Origin of the sequence: Agromyces terreus (assembly GCF_009749465.1) — a bacterium.
Taxonomy (GTDB): Bacteria; Actinomycetota; Actinomycetes; order Actinomycetales; family Microbacteriaceae; genus Agromyces; species Agromyces terreus.
The window spans coordinates 558003-577468 of sequence record NZ_WBIS01000001.1; the positions used below are offsets into that span (position 1 = coordinate 558003).

Here is a 19466-nt window from a genome sequence, read left to right on the forward strand (position 1 = left end):
CCCGGTCGAGGCATCCGCCCCGCTCAGCTGCACCCGTGGCATCCGCCCGCTCGTCCGGGGACCGGTCCGGTTCAGCCGCGCTGCCATGATGGACGGGTGGATGACCAGAACGTGGAAGCCCCTCCCGCTCCCGTGGCCGCCCGACGTCCGATCGTCGACCAGTCGGTGCTCGACGGCATGTGGGACTTCGCAGACCCCGGGGCGACGGCGGCGCGGTTCCGTGCGGTCGTCGACGACGAGTCGGCACCGGCGCCGGTCCGCGCCGTGATGGCCACCCAGCTTGCTCGCGCCCTCGCGCTCCTGGGCTCGGTCGACGAGGCCGAGCGACTCCTCGACGCGGTCGAGCAGGGCCTCGCGGAGTCCGACGCCGAACTGCGCGCGCGGGTCGCCGTCGAGCGGGGCCGCATCATCGCCGACGGCGAGGAGCCGTCGGCCGCCGTGCCCGCCCTCACGCTCGGCGTGCGCGAGGCGGCGCGCGCCGGATCCCCGTTCCTCGTGCTCGACGCGCTGCACCTGCTCGCCCTGCACGACCACGGCCACGAGGAGGAGTGGGCGGTCGAGGGACTCGACGTGCTCGACGGCCAACGCGACCCCCGCGTGCTGCGCTGGGGCATCGCGCTGCACCACAACCTCGGCTGGGCCAAGCACGATCAGGGGCGATCCGTCGGCGCCCTCATGGAGTTCGAACGTGCCGTCGAGATCGCCGACCGCCACGGTTCGGCAGAGCAGCGGCAGGTCACGCGATGGTCGGTCGCGAGGTGCCTGCGCACGCTGGGCCGCACCGACGAAGCCCTCGCGATGCAACGCGAGCTCGCCGAGGCGCGTCCCGACGACGCGTACGTGCTCGCCGAGATCGAGGCGTTGACGGCGGGCGCGCCTACGATCGAGGCATGACGGCCGAGCAGACGCAGCACGGGGGCGTCGGCCGATTCACGCTCGACACCCGGCTGACGGGCGCCCTCGGCGGTCGCACGGCGCAGGCGCTCGAGCGCGCGTTCGGGTACCGCACCGTGGGCGACCTGCTCGGCCACTACCCGCGCCGATACGCGCTCCGCGGCGAGCTGACCGCGCTCGCGAGCCTGCCGCTCGACGAGAACGTCACCATCGTCGCCGAGGTCATCGAGGTGCGCGAGCGCACGATGCGGTCGCGCAGGGGCTCGATCCTCGAGGTCAAGATCTCCGACGGCACGGGCATCCTCACGCTCACCTTCTTCAACCAGGCGTGGCGGTCCCGCGAGCTCGTCCCCGGTGCGCGGGGCATCTTCGCCGGCAAGGTCGGCGACTACCGCGGAGCGCGCCAGCTCGCCCACCCCGACTACGAGCTCTTCGACGACGAGGCGCCCGCATCGCCGACCGACGCCTCGGTCAAGCGCTGGGCCGAGGCGCCCATCCCGATCTACCCGGCCACCGGCGCGCTCGCCAGCTGGCAGCTCGCGAAGGCGATCGCCCTCCTGCTCGACGGGCTCGACCCCGTGCCCGACCCCGTGCCGGCGGCCGTGCGCTCGGCGCATGGGCTGCTGTCGCACCGCGACGCGCTCGAACGCGTGCATCGGCCCGAGGCCGAGCGCGACTGGAAGGCCGCAAGACGCACTCTGCGGTTCACCGAGGCGATCGTGCTGCAGACCACGTTGCTGCTCAGGCGGGCCGAGCTGCGGGCGCACGCGGCCACCGCGCGGCATCCGTCGCCCGACGGCCTCCTCGCGCGCTTCGACGACGCGCTGCCCTTCGAGCTCACCGGCGACCAGGTCGAGGTCGGCGGGCAGATCTCCGAAGACCTGGCCGAGCCCGTGCCCATGAACCGTCTCGTGCAGGGCGAGGTGGGCTCGGGCAAGACCGTCGTCGCGCTCCGGGCGATGCTCGCGGTCGCGGATTCCGGCGGCCAGTCGGCGCTGCTCGCGCCCACCGAGGTGCTCGCCGCGCAGCACCTGCGCTCCATCGTCCGCATGCTCGGCCCCGACCTCTCGTCCCAGCTCGTGCCGACCCTGCTCACGGGCCAGCTCCCGACGGCCGAACGCCGCAAGGCGCTGCTGCGTGCGGCGGCGGGCCAGTCGCGCATCGTCGTCGGCACCCACGCGCTCATCGGCGAGACCGTGTCGTTCGCCGACCTCGGGCTCGTGGTCGTCGACGAGCAGCACCGCTTCGGCGTCGAGCAGCGCGAGGCCCTGCGGCTCAAGGGCCGGCAGCCGCCCCACGTGCTCGTGCTCACGGCGACGCCCATCCCGCGCACCGTGGCCATGACCGTGTTCGGAGACCTCGACGTCTCGACGATCCGCGAGCTGCCCGCCGGCCGGGCCGGCATCGAATCGCACGTCGTGCCCCTCGCCGAGCGGCCGGGCTGGCGCGCCCGCGTCTGGGAGCGTCTCGCCGAGGAGGTCGAGCAGGGGCGGCAGGGGTTCGTCGTCTGCCCGGCGATCGAGCCCAAGGTGGCCGAGGAGGCCGACCCGGCCGCCGAGCAGGAGGCGGATGCCCCGTCCTCCGCGCCCGCCGCATCCGTCGCCTCGATCCTCGAGGAGCTCGCCGCCGCCCCCCGCTTCGCCGGCATCCGGGTCGCGCCGCTGCACGGCCGCATGGCCTCCGACGAGAAGGACGCGACGATGCGCGCCTTCGCGGCGGGCGAGATCGACGTGCTCGTCGCGACCACCGTCATCGAGGTCGGCGTCGACGTGCCCAACGCGAGCGTCATGGTCGTCGCCGACGCCGACCGCTTCGGCGTCTCCCAGCTGCACCAGCTCCGCGGCCGCGTCGGCCGAGGCGGGTTGCCGGGGCTCTGCCTGCTCGTCACGGCGGCGCCGCCGGGCTCGCTCGCCCGCCAGCGCGTCGACGCGGTCGCGGCGACGCTCGACGGCTTCGAGCTCGCGCGGGTCGACCTCGAGCTCCGGCAGGAGGGCGATGTGCTCGGCGCCAACCAGTCCGGCGGCCGATCGTCGCTCAAGCTGCTGCGCGTCGCCCGCGACGGCGACGTCATCGCCGACGCGAGGGAGTCCGCCGCGACGCTGCTCGCCGCCGACCCCGAGCTCGCGACGCACCCGGCGCTCGCGGCCGCGGTACGGCGCCGGCTCGACGACGACGCCACCGGATTCCTGAGCAAGGGCTGAGAGTACAACGACCCCCTCCCGGCGCGGCATCCGGGCACTACGCTGGTGCCTATGCAGCGGATCGCCGTCGTTCCCGGTTCATTCGACCCCGTCACCAAGGGGCATCTCGACGTCATCGCGCGTGCCGCGGGCCTCTACGACGAACTGCACGTCGTCGTGGTGCACAACCCCGACAAGAGCGCCCTCCTGCCGATCGCCCAGCGCGTCTCCCTCATCGAGCGCGCCATCGCCGACGCCGGCATCGAGGGGCGCATCATCGTGGCCTCGTGGAGCATGGGCCTGCTCGTCGACTACTGCACCGACGTCGGCGCGAGCGTGCTCGTCAAGGGCGTCCGCTCCCAGCTCGACATCGCGTACGAGACCCCCATGGCGATCGTGAACCGGCATCTCGCCGGCGTCGAGACGGTGTTCCTGCTTCCCGACCCGCAGCACGCGCACGTGTCCAGTTCGCTCGTGCGGCAGGTCTCCGCCCTCGGCGGCGACGTCTCGCCGTACGTTCCGGCGGCGGTCTCCGAGTACCTCGCGACGGCGATGACCCCGTGAGCGAGCAGGCCATGACCACCGCCCCAGACGCCGCCGGCGAGGCATCCGCCATGCTCATCGACGAGGTGGGCTCGCTCGCGGCCCGCGTCGTCGGCAACGTCGAGACCGTGATCGCCGGCAAGCGCGAGGCCATCACCGCCGCGCTCACCGTGGTGCTCGCCGAGGGGCACCTGCTCATCGAGGACGTCCCCGGCGTCGGCAAGACCATGCTCGCCAAGGCGCTCGCCCGATCGCTCGGCAGCAGCATCAGCCGCATCCAGTTCACCCCCGACCTGCTGCCGAGCGACGTCACGGGCGTCTCGGTCTTCGACCAGGCCAGCCGCCGATTCGAGTTCAAGCGCGGTCCCGTGTTCGCCAACATCGTCATCGGCGACGAGATCAACCGGGCGAGCCCGAAGACCCAGGCCGCCCTGCTCGAGTGCATGGAGGAGCGCCAGGTCACCGCCGACGGCACCACGTACCTCCTCGAACTGCCGTTCACCGTCATCGCGACGCAGAATCCGGTCGAGATGGAGGGCACCTACCCGCTGCCCGAGGCGCAGCGCGACCGGTTCATGGCGAGGGTCTCGATGGGGTACCCCGCCTCGGCCGACGAGCTCGCGATGCTGTCGACGCGTGAGACCTCGAGCCCGCTCGACCGGCTCGAACAGGTCGTCGAGGTCGAACAGCTGCGCCGCATGATCGCCGCGGTCCAGCACGTGTTCACGTCTCAGCCCGTCAAGGAGTACGCGGTCGAACTGGCACGCGCGACCCGAGACGACCGCCAGCTGCGGCTCGGCGCCAGCCCGCGCGCGACCCTGCAGCTCATCAGGGCCGCGAAGGCGCACGCCGCGATGCACGGCCGCGACTTCGTGCTCCCCGACGACGTCGACGCGCTCGCCGTGCCCGTGCTGGCGCACCGGCTCGTGCCCACGAGCCGTGCGGTCGGCACCCACGACCGCGACAGCGGGCCGCTCATCGACGCGATCGTGCGACGCATCGTCGCCGACACGCCCGTCCCGGTCGGGAGCGCGCGAAGGAACTGAGCATGTCGCGCCCCCGCCCGATCTCCTGGCCCCGCCTCACCCGACGCGGCATCGCCCTCGTCGCCGTCGGCGTGGTGCTCGCGGGCGTCTCGCTGTGGTTCGACCTGCGCGACATCCTCGTGCTCGCGTTCGTCGGCATCGCGATGCCCGTCGTCGCCGCGGCATTCGTGGCGACGCGTCGCCCGAGGCTCGCGGTGCAGCGCCAGTTCTCGCCGGCGGTCGTCCGCGCGGGGGAGTCGACCGTCGTCGGCCTCGTCGTGCAGAACCGGGGCCCGCGCACCTTCGACGGCGCCCACTGGCGCGATCGCGCACCCGACAGCGCGGTGGGGCCGCCCGAGTCGCTCCTGCCGGCCCTCGGCCCGCACGAGGCGGTGCTGCCCTCCGGGGACGACCGGGTCCGGGTCGAGTACCGACTGCGGATGCCGCGACGCGGCGTCTACCCCGTCGGTCCGCTGCGCATCGGCATGCACGACCCGTTCGCGCTCGCCGTCGTCGAACGCGACGCGGGTTCCGCGCACGAGATCGTGGTGACCCCGCGGGTCACGCCGCTGGCCGAGGCGCTCGCGACGGCGGCCAGCATCGACGGCGTCGTGCACGGCCTGCAACGGCGCAACCACCCGAACTCCGACGAGCTCATCGCGCGCGAGTACCGCTACGGCGATCCGCTCCGTCGGGTGAACTGGCCGGCGACCGCGCGACGCGGCGAGCTCATGGTGCGAGAAGAGGAGCAGCGCGGCGACCCCGAGGCACGGGTGCTGCTCGACGTGCCGTCGAGCTCGCGCCCCGGCCTCGTCGTGCACCGCGAACGCGGCCACGACGGCGACGAGCGGTACGAGCTCGCGATCGAGGTCGCCGCCTCGATCGGGGTGCACCTGCTCGAGCACGGGTTCCGGGTGCGCTGCACGAGCGTCGGCGAGCACGAGCGGGGCCTCGGGCCGACCGCGCCCTTCGACGGCACGTACCGCATGCCGGGCGGCGACCGGCTCCTGCTCGAGGACCTCGCCCGCGTCGACCTCGACGAGCAGGGCCGCCGGCGAGACGATCGCGCGGCGGCATCCGAGGTCCGCACGCGCGGACGCGACGCGCGCGAGCCGGCGTTCGCGGTGCTCGCCGATCCCAGTGCGGCCGACGCCGGGGCGCTCGTCGCGCTTCGGCCCGCCTTCGAGCCGGCGGTCGCCTTCGTCACCGCGACGGTGCCGGCCGCCGTCCGGCAGATGCTGGAGGATGCCGACTGGACCGTCGTGACGGTGCGGCGCGCGTCCGAGATCGGCGGAGCGTGGGCGGCCTCGGCCACGACGGCGGTGCGCGATGCATCCTGACCAGGCCACGCTGTCGTCGGGGCAGCGGCTCGCGTTGTCGGCGGCCTCGTTCCTGCTCATGGCGACCTCGATCATGGCGCTCGGGCCGTTGATCGCGGGCAGCGGCTGGTGGTGGCTCTGCGCCTTCGTCGCCGCCGGTGTGCTCTTCGGCGGCGCCGGACTGCGTGCGCTGCGCGTGCGCGGCGGGCTCGTGCCCGTGCTCGAGGCCGTGCTGCTGCTCATGCTCCTGACGCTGCTGTTCGGCGCGTCGACGAGCCTGCTCCTCCTGATCCCGATGCCCGACACGTTCGCCCTGTTCGGCGAGCTGATCACGGGAGCCCAGCGCACGATCGCCCAGCAGTCGGTGCCGGCGGTCACGGTGCCCGCCCTCTCGTTCGCCCTCGCCCTCGGCGTCGGCGTCCTGTCGATCCTGCTCGACGTGCTCGTCCAGGTGGCGAGGCGCCCGGCGTTCGCCGCCGTCCCGGTGATCGTGCCGCTGCTCATCCCGGGATTCATCGTCGAGTCCGGCATCGGCCTGCCGATCGTCGTGGTCGTCGCGGCGTCGTACCTGCTCCTGCTGCGGGTCGACGTGCGGGTCAATCGGCGGGCGCGCATCGAGCAGCGCCGCGACGACGGCATCGCGACCGTGACGGCGCCGCTGCGCGTGCCGGTCGCGTCGACGCTGGGCGCCTCGCTCGGCGTCGCCGCGGTGGGCATCCTCGCGGCCTCGATGCTCGCCGTCTCGACGCCGAGCATCTCGACGAGCCTGCTCCTCGGCACCGGATCGCAGAGCACGCTCTTCGCCCGCGGAGTCAGCCCGTTCATCGACCTCGGCCGCGACCTGCGTCGGCCCGAGGCCCGCCCCGCCTTCCGGTACCTCGCGCGCGACGGAGACCGGCCCTACTTCACCCTCCTCACGCTCGACCGCTTCGAGGGCGACGTGTGGTCGGTCGCCGACCGGCCGGTCGACGGCGACAACACGGTCGACGAGCTCGGCTCGCCGGCGGGCCTCGGCCCCGACGTCGCGACCTCGGAGCATCCGATCGACGTGCTCGTGAACGAGGTGCGCACGACGTGGCTGCCGGTGCCGTACCCGTCGACGCGCATCGACGGCCTGCAGGGCTCCTGGTTCTGGGACGACGAATCGCTCACGGTCCGCAGCGCCGACACGAACACCGCGGGGCAGCGCTACGAGGTCACGCGCCTCGCGGTGGAGCCGACGGTCGAGCAGCTCCGCTCGGCGGGCGCCGCGGCGGCCGCGGCGCAGGTCGATGCGCGATACCTCGAACTGCCCGAGGAGATGCCCGAGATCATCGGCACGACCGCCGCGAATCTCGCGGCGGGAACGGGATCGTCCTACGACACGGCGGTCGCGATCCAGGCGTACCTGCGCTCGCCCGACTTCGACTACTCGACCGAGGCGCCGGTCGACGGCGGGTACGACGGCGGCGGCTTTGAGGTGATCGCGTCGTTCCTCGAGCAGAAGCAGGGCTACTGCGTGCACTTCGCGTCGACGATGGCGGTGCTCGCACGCGAGGCCGGCATCCCGTCGCGCATCTCGATCGGCTACACGTCGGGCACGCCGACCACCGACCGGGTCGACGGGGTGCAGCGGGTGCAGGTCGACTCGCACGACCTGCACGCGTGGCCCGAGCTGTACTTCTCGGGCGTCGGGTGGGTGCCGTTCGAGCCGACGCCCGGGCGCGGTTCGGTGCCCGAGTACTCGAGGCCGGGCGCGGGGCAGTCGCCCACGTCGGTCCTCCCGACGGGGCCGGCGTCGACGGCCGTGCCGACAGGGCGGCCCGACCTCGATCCCGATCGGGGCCTGGCCGGGCAGGCCGGCGACCCGCTCTCGAACAGCGCGCCGATGCAGGCGGGCGTCCTGCTCCTCGGGGTCGTGCTGCTGCTGTCGATCCCCGCGATCGTCCGGGCCCTGCAACGGGCCGGCCGTCGTCGCCGCATCATCCGGGGCGGTGCGCCGGCGGATGCCGCGTGGCAGGAGTTCGCGGCCACGGCGATCGATCTCGGCATCGGGGTGCCCGCCGGCACGCCGCGCGCCGTCGCGTCCGCGGTCGCCGCCCGGCCGGCGTTCCACGAGGCGGAGGCCCGGGCCGCGATGCTGCGGCTGCGCGACGCCGTCGAACGCTCTCGATTCGGCCCCGACGGCGCCGGCCGCTCCGACCTCGAGGCTCGCGCCGGGCTCCTGCGCGATCTCGGCGCGGTGCGCCGGGCGATGCTGCGCGACGTCACCGCGCGCGACCGCGCCGCCGCGACGCTGCTGCCGCGCTCGCTCGTGGAGCGTGTCGCACGCGTACCCGGCGTTCGTGCAGGCGGCGGCGCGTAGACTCGTCGTTCGTGGCCAATCAGTATTCGCCGTTCCGCATGAACGTGCGCGACATCCTCAACCGACCGGGCGAGATGCGGGAGCACCGCGTCCGGGTGCCCGCGCGCGAGCAGTTCGGCGAGGGGCTCGTCGCGGTTCGCGAGGGTTCCGAGCTCGATCTCGACGTGCGTCTGGAGTCCGTGCACGAGGGCATCCTCGTGAGCGCGAGCGTCGATACGGTGGCCGAGGGGGAGTGCGGTCGGTGCCTCATCGACATCGCCCAGCCTGTCGAAGTCGAGTTCCAAGAGCTTTTCGCGTATCATTCTGGAGAAGCTTTCGAGTTCGAGGTTCAAGACGACCACGTGGATCTTGAACCGCTCATCCGAGATGCGGTGGTGTTGTCACTGCCGTTCCAGCCGGTCTGCCGGCCGGACTGCCCGGGTCTCGACCCAGAGACCGGGCTGCGACTGGCTGATCACCCGGAACTCGACTCCCCGAATGTGCGCGATCCTCGATGGGCCGCGCTTGCAGGGTTCCAAGCTTCCGAAGACCAGGGCCCGGATGTCGCATCCGACGCCGACCCGAAGAGAGATTGAGAGAGTGTCATGGCTGTTCCCAAGCGGAAGAAGTCGCGAGCAAACACCCACGCGCGTCGTTCGCAGTGGAAGGCTGAGGCCCCCACGCTGGTGAAGACCGTCGAGAACGGCAAGGTCACGTACAGCCTTCCGCACCGCGCGAAGGTCGTCGAGGACTCGGCGGGCACCCCGCTGTTCCTCGAGTACAAGGGCCGCAAGGTCGCCGACGTCTAGTCGACGCCCCACGCAGCATCGACCGGTCGTGACGCGCACGGAGCGCACAGGGCTCGCGAGACCGAACCTCGAAGAACTGCAGCACAAGCTGCAGGTCGAGGTCGATCCCGAGCTCCTGCTCCTGGCGCTCACGCACCGGTCTTTCGCGTACGAGAACGGCGGCATCCCGACGAACGAACGCCTCGAGTTCCTGGGCGATTCGATCCTCGGCCAGGCCGTCACGGTCCGGCTGTTCCGAGACCATCCCGATCTCGAAGAGGGCGAGCTCGCGAAGCGGCGTGCCAGCCTCGTCTCGAGCGCCGCGTTGGCCGAGGTCGCGAGGTCGGTGGGCCTCGGTCCGTACATCAGGCTCGGTCGCGGCGAGACGCTCACGGGCGGCGCCGAGAAGGCGTCGATCCTGGCCGACACGGTCGAGGCGATCATCGGCGCCGTCTATCTCGACCGCGGCGGCGACGTGGCGACGCCGTTCGTGCTGAGCCTCATCGCGCCGCTCATGCTCGACCCCGAGCGGTTCGGGGCGTCCATGGACCCCAAGACCAGCCTTCAGGAGATCGCGGCGAAGCGAGGCGTGTCCGCGCCGGTGTACACGGTCGCCGAGAGCGGTCCCGACCACCACAAGCACTTCGTCGCGACGGTCGACGTCGGCGGGCTGGTCGAGGCGTCGGGCGAGGGCTCGAGCAAGAAGCAGGCCGAGATGGCCGCCGCGCTCGAGGCATGGACCAAGCTCACCGCGAGCTGACGTGCCCGAACTCCCCGAGGTCGAGGTCGTTCGCGCCGGCCTGGCGCCCGCGGTCACGGGCGCGCGCATCGCCGCCGTCGACGTGCTCGACGAGCGGGCGCTCACGCGCCACGATGCCGCGTCGGGCGACTTCGAACGGCTGACCACGGGCGCCGTGATCCGTGCGGTCGTGCGCCGCGGCAAGTTCCTGTGGCTGCCGATCGGCGAGGTCGCCGGCCGGATCCCGGGCGACGGCCGCAACGACTCCCGACCGCGAGCGATCGTCGGGCATCTCGGCATGAGCGGGCAGATGCTGCTGCGCACACCCGACCATCCGGGCGACGACCGACACGCGCGCATCCGCCTGCACCTCGAGCACCCCGCGCACGGCGAGCTCCGGGTCGACTTCGTCGATCAGCGCACCTTCGGGTCGCTCGCGGTCGATCGCATGGTCGCGACGGCCGACGGCGAGGTCGCCGGCTTCAGTGCCGACGTCACGGGCGAGTGGGCCCGCAGCGTGCCGACGCAGGTCTCGCACATCGCGCGCGATCCGCTGGACCCGGCGTTCGACGACGACCTGCTCTTCGAGCGGATGTCGCGGCGCGCCTCGGGGGTCAAGCGGATGCTGCTCGACCAGGGCGTGGTCAGCGGCATCGGCAACATCTACGCCGACGAGTCGCTCTGGGCCGTAGGCCTGCACGGCGAGCAGCCGGCTTCATCGCTCTCGCGACCTCGCCGGGTCGAGCTGCTGCGGGCCGTGCGCGACGTGCTCGGCAAGGCGCTCGTCGAGGGCGGCACGAGCTTCGACGCCCAGTACGTGAACGTCAACGGCCAGTCGGGCTACTTCGCGCACTCCCTGAACGCCTACGGGCGGGCGGGCGAACCGTGCCCCCGTTGCGGCACGCCCATCGTCCGCGAGGCGTTCATGAACCGTTCGTCGCACCGGTGCCCGCGCTGTCAGCGCCTGCGACGTCGTCGCGCTGCCACAGCGCGCTGAGGCCGAGCACGCGGTAGCCGAGCGCGACGTTGATCGCGAGCATGTGCTCGTTCTCGTCGGCGTTCCACGTGTAGACGTCGGTGCGCTCCGGGGCGACGCGGTGCAGCTGCACGAGGTTCGCGAGCTTCAGGCGCATGCCGAGCCGGTGGCCGCGGTGCGGCTCGAGCACGATGGTGCTCCACTGGAACGTGGCGCTGGAGTCGCCGGGCACCGACAGCTCGGTGAACCCGGCGACCACGTCGTCGTCGAGGACGGCGGCGGCGAACAGGCACGTGCGCCCGCTCGCGATCGACTGCTCTTCGGTGGCGCGGACGCGTGCGGCGTCCCACTGCTGCACGTCGTACGTGCTCTCGCCCGCGGGCGGGTCGGTCGACATGGCCGCCTGCGCGATCGCCATGCCCTCGACCAGGTGGTCGGGCGCATGGTCGACCCAGGTGACGATGCGGTAGCGCGCCGGGTCGTCGGCCGCCGCGGCTTCAGCGGCCTCGGATGCCGCGGAGAACTCCTCGGCCCGTCCGGCCAACGGCTGTCCGCTCATGCGCTCGAGCTGCGCGAGTCGGAAGCCGTGGTGCGTCGCGAACGCCGCACCCGGATCGCTCGCGGGGATCGACCCGCTGCCGTCGCGGGCCTCGAGGCGCGCACCGGGCGCCTCGAGGGCCGGGGCGGCGACGTCGGACATGCCGGTGAGGATGTCGCGACCGAGGTCTGCGGCGAGCCCGCGGGCCGCCTCGAGCAGGGCCGTGCCGATGCCGCGGCGTCGCGCGTCGGGGAGCACCCCGATCGCGAGATCGAGCGTCTCCGCGCCGTCCGACAGCTCCCACTCGCACTCGACCCGACCGACGCAGCGATCGCCCTCCCATGCGGCGAACGCCCGCATCGGCTGGTACCGGTCGTCGCGGTAGCGGGGCAGCAGCGACGCCGGCCCCCACGCGAAGGTGCGGTGCCCCCACACCGACTCCTCGACGAGCGCGGCGACCTCGGCCATGGCCTCGAACTCGCGCGAATCGGGGGCGCCGAGCGCTTCGGGCACCGGGACGGCCCGGATCTCGAACGATCGTGCCTGCTCGCCGTCCACGGAATCCTCCTCCTCGCATGCTGCGCTCGCCGGGCAGCCGATCAGACTATCGGCCGCCCGGCGGCGCGACAAGCGTGCACGCCCCGGGCACGCGGGCATTCGCACGCGTTCTCCGCGACATCCGGATGCCGGCCGATCGGCCGCCGCACGGCGGGGGAGTGCCGGGGCATCCGCCGCTCTCGGCTACGCTCGACGGCAGCGTGCTCGCGAGTCGGAAGGGTGGGGCGTGTATCTCAAGAGCCTGACGCTGAAGGGATTCAAGTCCTTCGCGCAGCCGACGACGTTCGCCTTCGAACAGGGCGTGACCTGCATCGTCGGCCCGAACGGCTCGGGCAAGTCCAACGTCGTCGACGCCCTCGCCTGGGTCATGGGCGAGCAGGGGGCCAAGACCCTCCGCGGCGGCAAGATGGAGGACGTCATCTTCGCCGGCACCTCGACGCGCGGACCGCTCGGCCGCGCCGAGGTCAGCCTCACGATCGACAACTCCGACGGCGCGCTGCCGATCGAGTACTCCGAGGTGTCGATCTCGCGCACCCTCTTCCGCAACGGCTCGAGCGAGTACGCCATCAACGGCGAGACGTGCCGCCTGCTCGACGTGCAGGAACTCCTCTCCGACTCGGGACTCGGGCGCGAGATGCACGTGATCGTCGGGCAGGGCCAGCTCGACGCCGTGCTGCGCGCCACACCCGAGGACCGCCGCGGCTTCATCGAGGAGGCCGCGGGCATCCTGAAGCACCGGCGCCGCAAGGAGAAGACGCTCCGCAAGCTCGACGCCATGCAGGCCAACCTCACCCGCCTGTCCGACCTCGCGGGCGAGATCCGTCGGCAGTTGAAGCCGCTCGGGCGCCAGGCCGAGGTCGCGCGCGAGGCCGCGACCATCGCCGCGGTGGTGCGCGACGCCAAGGCGCGCCTGCTCGCCGACGATGTCGTCGCGCTGCGCCGGGCGCTCGAGGACCACGGCCGCACCGAGCAGCAGCGCCACTCCGAGCGGCTCGTGCTCCAGGACCAGCTCGAGCAACGACAGGCCCGCGTGACCGCGCTCGAGCAGTCGCACCTCGGCGACGACGTCGACACCGCCCGCAGCGCGAACTTCGCGCTCGAGCAGGCGCGCACCGCACTGCGCTCGCTCGACTCGCTCGCCAACCAGCGCATCGCCCTCCTCTCTGCCGCCGACGAGACGACGGATGCCGCTCCGACCGTGAGCCGCTCGATGATCGAGGACGCGGTCGCCGAGCTCGACGAGATCCGCGAGGGCATCGACACCGCGGCATCCGCCCTCGACGACGCCCAGGACGCGACGCGGCGGGCCCGGCTCGACCTCGACGCGGTCGACGTCGACATCGCCCGCCGCAGCGCCGAGGTGCAGGCCCACGACCTGGAGCTGTCGAAGCTCTCGGGTCGCGCCGACTCCGAGGCGTCCAAGCTCGCCGCCGTCCGCGGCGAGGTGCTGCGGCACGCGAACGCGCTCGAGGCCGCCTCGCAGCGACGCGAGGCCGCCGCGGCCGCGCTCGCCGAGGCGCAGGGCGAGGCCGAGACCGAGCAGACGGCCGAGACCGACCTCGACGAGGCGTACGAGCTCGCACAGGCCGCCGTCTTCGAGGCGGAGGCCGAGATGGAACGGCTGCGCGAGGAACTCCACGAGCGCGAACGCGAGCAGGGCGCGCTCGCCGCGCGCACCCAGGCGCTCTCGCTCGCCCTCGACCAGAAGGACGGATCCTCGGCGCTGGTCGCCGCGAACGTGACCGGCGTGCACGGGCTGCTCGCCGAGTCGATGCAGGTCCGGCCCGGATTCGAGGCCGCCGTCTCGGCCGCGCTCGGGTCGCTGAGCGACGCGGTGCTCGTCGACGACCTCGCGGCCGCGCACGCCGCGCTCGTGCAGGCCGAACGAGGCGACATGGGGCGCGTCGCGCTCGTCCTCGCCGCACCCGCGGGTGCCGTCAGGGCCGCGACCGACACCCTGCCGGCCGGCTTCGTCGCGGCATCCGACGTCGTCACCGCGCCGGCCGGGGTGCTCGGCGTCCTCGCCGAGGTGCTCATCGCCGACGACCTCGACGCGGTGCGCGCCGCCGAGCGGGCGCTCGCCGAGCGCACGGTCCCGGCGACCGTCATCACGCGCGACGGCACGCTCGTCGGACGCTTCGTCGTGCGCGGCGGCACCGGCCGCAAGCAGAGCCGAATCGAACTGCTCGCCGAGCGCGACCGGGCCGCCGCGCGGCTCGACGAGGTGCGCAGCGAGATCGAGGTCCGTCGCGGCGAGCTCGGCGAGCAGCGCGAACTGCACGTCAGAGCGAAGGACGCCGCGAAGGCCGCGTTGACCGCGCTGCGGGAGTTCGACGCGCAACTCGCCCAGCGCACCGAGCGCCTGAACCGCGCGCGCGTGCAGGCCGAGGCGGCCGAGGCCGACTCCGAGCGGCTGCGGCAGGCCGTCGCGAACGCCCAGGACCGCGTCGCCGACGCCGAGTCGGCCTCCGCCGAGGCGAAGGCGGCCCTCGAGGCGGCCCGTGCCGTGCCGAGGCCCGTGCTCGACCCGAGCGCCCGCGACGAGGCATCCGCTCGCCTCGATCGCGCGCGGGAGGCCGAGGTCGAGGCGAAGCTGCGGCTCGAGACCGCCCGCGAGCGGGTGCGCGCCGAAGAGGCCAGGATCCGCGCGATGCAGGCGCAGCACGACGCCGAGCGGCAGGCCGCCGCCGACGCCGCGCGCCGCGCCGTCGTGCGGCGCGCGCAGCTGGCCGCGGCCTCGGCGGTCGCGGCGTCGCTGCCCGCCGCGCTCGCCTCGGTCGACGCCTCGGTCGCCGAAGCCGGCGTCGCCCTGGCACGCGCCGAGGCCGAGCGCGCGGCACGCAACGAGGAGCTGCAGGCGCTGCGCCGCGACGAGGGCGCCGTGCGCGAGCGGCTCCACGCCGTGACCGAGGACGTGCACGGGCTCGAGCTGCGCATCTACGAGAAGAAGCTGCAGGTCGGCAGCATGCTCGAACGCGCCGAGTCCGAGCTCGGGCTCGACGAGGCGGTGCTCGTCGCCGAGTACGGTCCCGACGTGCCGATCCCCGTCGACGGCGCCGCCCGGCCGCCGGCCACGGCGGCGACGGCCGATGGCGACGACGCGGGGGCCGGGGCATCCGCCGCCGATGCGCTCGCCGACGCCGACGCCGACGTCGACGTCGACGTCGACGCGCTCGCAGAGGCTCGCCCGTACCGCCGCGAGGAGCAGCAGCGTCGTCTGGCCGGCGCCGAGCGCAAGCTCGCGCAGCTCGGGCGCGTCAACCCGCTCGCCCTCGAGGAGTTCGCCGCGCTCGAGCAGCGTCACCTCTTCCTCACCGAGCAGCTCACCGACCTCGCGAACACCCGCAAAGACCTCCTGACGATCATCGAGGAGATCGACGGCAAGATGTCCGCCATCTTCCGCGACGCGTTCGACGACACGCAGGCCGCGTTCGCGCAGGTGTTCCCCGTGCTCTTCCCGGGCGGCACCGGCAGCATCTCGCTGACCGATCCCGACGACATGCTCACGACCGGCATCGAGGTCGCCGTGCGGCCCGCCGGCAAGAAGATCGAACGGCTGTCGCTGCTCTCGGGCGGCGAACGCTCCCTCGCCGCGGTCGCGCTGCTGATGGCCATCTTCAAGGCCCGCCCCAGCCCGTTCTACATCATGGACGAGGTCGAGGCCGCGCTCGACGACGCGAACCTCGGCCGGCTGCTCACCACGATGGAAGACCTGCGGGCCGACAGCCAGCTCATCGTCATCACCCACCAGAAGCGCACCATGGAGATCGCCGACGCGCTGTACGGCGTCTCGATGCGCCAGGACGGCGTCTCCGCGGTCGTGGGGCAGCGCGTGCGCGAGGAGCCCGCCGCCAAGGCGAGCTGAGCGGATGCCGCGGGGTGCGGCACTGCCGCGGAGTGCGGCACCTCCGTGGCATCCGCCGCCTCCGCGGCATCCGGCCCTCCAGGTCGCGCCCGCCTCGGATCAGGTGATGCGACGGTCGTCGGGTTCGACGATGCGGAACCAGCGGTAGCCGAAGGCCTCCAGATGCACCTCGACCCGCCCGTGATCGTCGATCGGGGTCGTGGCGACGTCGAACAGGTCGGAGAGCACGCTCTCGGGCGCCGTGGCGCCGAGATCGAGCGAGACGATCGCGGGCACGGCGGCGAAGTTGTGCACGGCGACGAAGCGGCCGACGTCGGCCGTGATGCGATGGGCGAGGATCGCGTCGTGCTCGGTGGCGAGCAGGTCGAAGGCGCCCCAGCCGATCTCGGGCGAGCTGCGGTACCGGGCCGTGAGCCGCTTCATGAACGAGAGCAGCGAATCGGGGTCGTGCATCTGCGCCTCGACGTTGACGTGCTCGGGCGCGAAGCCGTCGCCCGGCGGCGTCGCCGCCAGCCTCGACGGGATCGCCCTCGAGAAGCCGCCGTTCGCTCCGCCCGTCCACTGCATCGGCGTGCGCACCGCCTGACGGCCCTCCTGGGCGGGATTCTCGCCCATGCCGATCTCCTCGCCGTAGAACAGCACCGGGGTGCCCGGCAACGAGAAGAGGAGGCTGTAGACCATGCGGATGCGACGCGGGTCGCCGTCGAGCATCGGCGGCAGCCGGCGCACGATGCCGCGGTCGTAGACTCGCATCCACTCCTCGGGCGCGAAGGCGGCGAACACCTCCTCGCGTTCCGCCTTCGAGAGCTTGTCGAGGGTCAACTCGTCGTGATTGCGGACGAAGTTCGCCCACTGCGCCTCGGGCTCGAGCGTCGGCCGCGCCTCGAGCGCCGCGGCGAGCGGCCGCGCATCCTGGCGGGCGAGCGCGAGGTAGAGCGCCTGCATGCCGACGAAGTCGAACTGCATGGTGAGCTCGGCGGGGGCTCCGGCGCGGCCGAAGAAGTCCAGTTGCCCGTCGAACGGGAGGTTCACCTCCCCGAGCAGCATCGCCTCGCTCGAGCGGCGCTGCAGGAAGCGGCGGATGTCTCGGAGGAACTCGTGCGGGTCGCCCATGTCGACGCCCTCCGGCGGCTCGATGAGGAACGGCACCGCGTCGACCCGGAATCCGGAGATGCCGAGTTGCAGCCAGTATCCGATCGTCTTCGCGATCTCGTCGCGAACCGCCGGATTCGCGATGTTCAGGTCGGGCTGATGGCGGTAGAAGCTGTGCAGGTAGTACTGGCCGCTGCGCTCGTCCAACTCCCAGATCGAATCCTCCTCCCCGGGGAACACCTCGTTCGGCGTCTTGGGCGGATCGTCGCGCCACACGTACCAGTCCCGGTACGGCGAGGAGCGGCTCCGCCTCGCGGAGGTGAACCAGGGATGCTTGTCGGAGGTGTGGTTCATGACGAAGTCGATGATCACCCGCATGCCGCGGTCGCGTGCGGTCCGGGTGAACTCGGCCACATCGCCGAGCGAGCCCAGCCGGGTATCGACCCCGAAGAAGTCGGTGATGTCGTAGCCGTCGTCCCGGTCGGGCGAGGGCTGGAACGGCATCAGCCAGATGCAGGTGACGCCGAGCTCGGCGAGGTGGTCGAGGCGATGGGCGAGCCCCGCGAAGTCGCCCGACCCGTCGTCGTTCCAGTCCATGTACGTCTCGACGTCGAGGCAGTAGACGACCGCGGTCTTCCACCACAGGTCGCTTCGGTCGGTGATCCTCATCGAGCGGACTCCTTGAGCTGGGGCAGCACGTGCTCGCCGAACGCGTCGATGAACGCGTCCTGCCGCGTGCCGACGTGGTGGAGGTAGATGCGGTCGACGCCGAGTTCGGCGATGCCCGCGAGGTGGGCGAGGTGCCGGCCCGTGTCCGCCGATGCGATCAGGCTGCCGGCGACCTCCTCCGGCGTCGCGTCGGCGGTGCGGTCGTCGAAGTCCTCGGGGCGGTCCAGTTCCCAGGCGAGGTGCGGCGGCACGAGGCTCTGGCGCCACTGGTCGTGGGCGATCGCGGCGGCCTCCTCGTCGGTGTCGGCCCAGCTCAGGTGCACCTGCACGGCGATCGGACCCGGGCCCCCGGCGTCGCGATACGAGGCGATGACGTCGCGGAGCGCCTCGCGAGGCTGGTCCACGGTGATGAGGCCGTCGGACCACGCCGCGACCTCGCTCGCGGTCTCGGAGCTCACGGCCGCGGCCAGCAGCGGCGGGGCCGTGTCGGGGCGACTCCAGACTCGGGCCCGGTCGACGCGCACGAGGCCGTCGACCGAGACCTCCTCGCCGTCGAGGAGCCTGCGGATGACGTCGACGGTCTCCGTCAGCCGTGCATCGCGGACCTCCTTCGCGGGCCAGACGTCGCCGGTGACGTGCTCGTTGATCGCCTCCCCGCTGCCGAGCGCGGCCCAGAACCGGCCGGGGTACATCTCGGCCAGGGTCGCGATCTTCTGCGCGGCGATCGCCGCGTGATAGCGCTGACCGGGCGCGGTGACGACGCCGATCGGGAGCGACGTGGCCTCGAGCGCGGCACCGAGCCAGCTCCAGGCGTAGCCGGAGTGGCCCTGCCGCACGCTCCACGGCTCGAAGTGGTCGCTGCACATGGCGGCGTCGAACCCGGCGGCTTCGGCGTGCGCGACCGCTCGGAGCAGTCGGCTGGGCGGGAGTTGTTCGTGCGAGGCATGGAATCCCACGATCGTCATGCATGGTCCTTCCGTCGCATCGAGGCTCCCAACCCGGCGGATCGGGGGCAACCCCTTGCAGCCGCACCGGCCGCCGTGTACCGCGCTCTAGGCTGGAGGCATGGCAGAACGCGCATCCTGGTCGCTCGGCGCGGCCCTCCGTGGGGTCTTCGGGGCGAAGACCATCGACGAGGACACCTGGGACGACCTCGAGGCCGCGCTGATCCGCGCCGACTTCGGTCCGGCCGTCACGGAGGAGATCGTCGACGCGATCAAGGCGCAGGTCGAGCGGTACAAGACCACCGACCCGAAGGACGTGCAGCGGATGCTGCGCGAGATCGTCGAGGAGCGGCTCGCGAAGTACGACCCCACGCTGAAGCTCACCGAGCGCCCGGCGGTCGTGCTCGTCGTCGGCGTCAACGGCGTGGGCAAGACCACGACCATCGGCAAGTTCGCGCGCTTCCTCCGCACCTACGACCGCAGCGTGGTCGTCGGCGCGGCCGACACGTTCCGCGCGGCCGCCGTCGAGCAGCTCGCGACCTGGGCCGGTCGCGCCGGGGTCGAGATCGTCCGGCCCGAGCGAGAAGGCCAGGACCCGGCATCCGTCGCCTTCCAGACCGTCGACCGCGCGAAGCGCGAGGGCATCGAGATCGTGATCATCGACACGGCCGGGCGCCTGCACACCAAGGGCGGGCTCATGGACGAGCTCGGCAAGATCCGGCGGGTCGTCGAGAAGCAGGCGCCCGTCAGCGAGGTGCTGCTCGTGCTCGACGCCACCACCGGCCAGAACGGGCTCGCGCAGGCCGAGGCGTTCATCGAGCACGGCGGCGTGACCGGCCTCGTGCTCACCAAGCTCGACGGCAGCGCCAAGGGGGGCTTCGTGCTCGCCGTGCAGGAGAAGACCGGACTGCCGATCAAGCTCATCGGGCAGGGCGAGGGCATCAACGACCTGACGGGCTTCACCCCGCACGTCTTCGCGCAGAAACTCGTCGGCTGACGCCGAGAAAGGAAGG

Annotated in this window: 15 protein-coding genes; 12 read left to right on the forward strand and 3 right to left on the reverse strand. The window is 72.7% G+C overall.

The window, feature by feature from the left end:
- The first annotated feature begins 96 nt into the window (after positions 1-96).
- From GQQ92_RS02510 to mutM, 10 genes are read left to right on the forward strand one after another with little or no spacing between them, the layout of a single operon-like run.
- Complete coding sequence (locus GQQ92_RS02510; protein WP_156997640.1) at positions 97-894, forward strand: tetratricopeptide repeat protein; 798 nt, start codon at positions 97-99, stop codon at positions 892-894.
- A complete protein-coding gene (locus tag GQQ92_RS02515) occupies positions 891-3095 on the forward strand; it encodes an ATP-dependent DNA helicase RecG (RefSeq protein ID WP_156997641.1) in 2205 nt (734 codons plus the stop codon). Before GQQ92_RS02510 ends, GQQ92_RS02515 begins: the two co-directional genes overlap by 4 nt.
- A 51-nt stretch (positions 3096-3146) precedes the next feature.
- The gene (coaD, locus tag GQQ92_RS02520; protein WP_156997642.1) at positions 3147-3638 is read left to right on the forward strand and encodes a pantetheine-phosphate adenylyltransferase; all 492 of its coding nucleotides are present in this window, start codon (positions 3147-3149) and stop codon (positions 3636-3638) included.
- Between the two features lie 11 nt (positions 3639-3649).
- Complete coding sequence (locus GQQ92_RS02525) at positions 3650-4663, forward strand: AAA family ATPase (protein WP_232057443.1); 1014 nt, start codon at positions 3650-3652, stop codon at positions 4661-4663.
- A 2-nt stretch (positions 4664-4665) separates the two neighbouring features.
- Positions 4666-5982: a DUF58 domain-containing protein gene (locus GQQ92_RS02530; protein ID WP_156997643.1), complete on the forward strand. Its 1317-nt coding sequence runs from the start codon at positions 4666-4668 to the stop codon at positions 5980-5982.
- Positions 5972-8305 (forward strand): transglutaminase family protein, encoded by a 2334-nt coding sequence (locus tag GQQ92_RS02535; RefSeq protein WP_156997644.1) that lies wholly within the window; start codon positions 5972-5974, stop codon positions 8303-8305. The genes GQQ92_RS02530 and GQQ92_RS02535 overlap by 11 nt, the downstream gene beginning before the upstream one ends.
- Positions 8306-8343: 38 nt before the next feature.
- Positions 8344-8880: a YceD family protein gene (locus GQQ92_RS02540; RefSeq protein ID WP_156997645.1), complete on the forward strand. Its 537-nt coding sequence runs from the start codon at positions 8344-8346 to the stop codon at positions 8878-8880.
- A gap of 9 nt (positions 8881-8889) precedes the next feature.
- A complete protein-coding gene (rpmF, locus tag GQQ92_RS02545) occupies positions 8890-9093 on the forward strand; it encodes a 50S ribosomal protein L32 (protein WP_055857210.1) in 204 nt (67 codons plus the stop codon).
- 28 nt (positions 9094-9121) lie between these two features.
- Entirely contained in the window at positions 9122-9832 is a 711-nt protein-coding gene (rnc, locus tag GQQ92_RS02550; protein ID WP_156997646.1) for a ribonuclease III, read from the forward strand.
- A gap of 1 nt (position 9833) precedes the next feature.
- Positions 9834-10808 carry a bifunctional DNA-formamidopyrimidine glycosylase/DNA-(apurinic or apyrimidinic site) lyase gene (gene mutM, locus GQQ92_RS02555; RefSeq protein WP_156997647.1) on the forward strand — a complete coding sequence of 325 codons (975 nt, stop codon included), beginning with the start codon at positions 9834-9836 and terminating at the stop codon, positions 10806-10808.
- On the opposite strand, the gene GQQ92_RS02560 is transcribed toward mutM, so the two are convergent.
- On the reverse strand, positions 10735-11883 hold the full coding sequence (locus tag GQQ92_RS02560; protein ID WP_197738042.1) for a GNAT family N-acetyltransferase: 1149 nt from the start codon (positions 11881-11883) through the stop codon (positions 10735-10737). The genes mutM and GQQ92_RS02560 overlap by 74 nt on opposite strands.
- 226 nt (positions 11884-12109) lie before the next feature.
- Here GQQ92_RS02560 and smc point away from each other — a divergent pair, with 226 nt between their 5' ends.
- Complete coding sequence (smc, locus tag GQQ92_RS02565; protein WP_156997649.1) at positions 12110-15748, forward strand: chromosome segregation protein SMC; 3639 nt, start codon at positions 12110-12112, stop codon at positions 15746-15748.
- A gap of 99 nt (positions 15749-15847) precedes the next feature.
- On the opposite strand, the gene GQQ92_RS02570 is transcribed toward smc, so the two are convergent.
- Both GQQ92_RS02570 and GQQ92_RS02575 read right to left on the reverse strand, forming a co-directional pair.
- The gene (locus GQQ92_RS02570) at positions 15848-17509 is read right to left on the reverse strand and encodes an alpha-amylase family protein (protein ID WP_156997650.1); all 1662 of its coding nucleotides are present in this window, start codon (positions 17507-17509) and stop codon (positions 15848-15850) included.
- Entirely contained in the window at positions 17506-18474 is a 969-nt protein-coding gene (locus tag GQQ92_RS02575) for a TIGR03885 family FMN-dependent LLM class oxidoreductase (RefSeq protein WP_156997651.1), read from the reverse strand. The genes GQQ92_RS02570 and GQQ92_RS02575 overlap by 4 nt, the downstream gene beginning before the upstream one ends.
- 100 nt (positions 18475-18574) lie before the next feature.
- On the opposite strand from GQQ92_RS02575, the gene ftsY reads away from it, so the two are divergent.
- A complete protein-coding gene (ftsY, locus tag GQQ92_RS02580; protein WP_156997652.1) occupies positions 18575-19450 on the forward strand; it encodes a signal recognition particle-docking protein FtsY in 876 nt (291 codons plus the stop codon).
- Positions 19451-19466: the final 16 nt, after the last annotated feature.